This window comes from Vibrio sp. 1580, from assembly GCF_033340055.1.
Genome location: NZ_JAWOVT010000564.1, coordinates 1 through 562, shown reverse-complemented (window position 1 = coordinate 562; position 562 = coordinate 1). Strand labels below are relative to the sequence as shown.

Annotated in this window: 1 protein-coding gene; it reads left to right on the top strand. The window is 49.1% G+C overall.

Translation table 11 applies throughout. The features are described from left to right. Window positions 1-562: ATP-binding cassette domain-containing protein (locus R7093_RS27175; protein ID WP_318147271.1), on the top strand; the 562-nt coding region annotated here is incomplete at both ends.

Here is a 562-nt window from a genome sequence, read left to right as displayed (position 1 = left end):
AATCTTTACCCCTATTCGCGAGCTGTTTGCTGGTACGCAAGAATCACGTTCACGTGGTTACAAACCTGGCCGCTTTAGTTTTAACGTTCGTGGTGGTCGCTGTGAAGCTTGTCAGGGGGATGGTGTTATCAAAGTCGAGATGCACTTCTTACCAGACGTGTACGTGCCATGTGATGTGTGTAAAGGGAAGCGCTATAACCGCGAAACACTGGAAGTACGCTACAAAGGCAAAACCATCGATGAAGTACTGGAAATGACCGTCGAGGATGCTCGCACCTTCTTCGATCCTGTTCCTGCGATTGCCCGCAAGCTGCAAACTCTAATGGACGTTGGTCTGTCTTACATTCGTTTAGGTCAAGCGGCAACCACATTATCGGGCGGCGAAGCACAGCGAGTGAAATTAGCAAGAGAGCTATCCAAGCGTGATACGGGTAAAACCTTGTACATTCTGGATGAGCCAACAACTGGTCTGCACTTCCATGATATTCAGCAGCTATTGACCGTACTTCATCGCCTGCGCGATCACGGGAATACCGTTGTGGTTATCGAGCATAACTTGGAC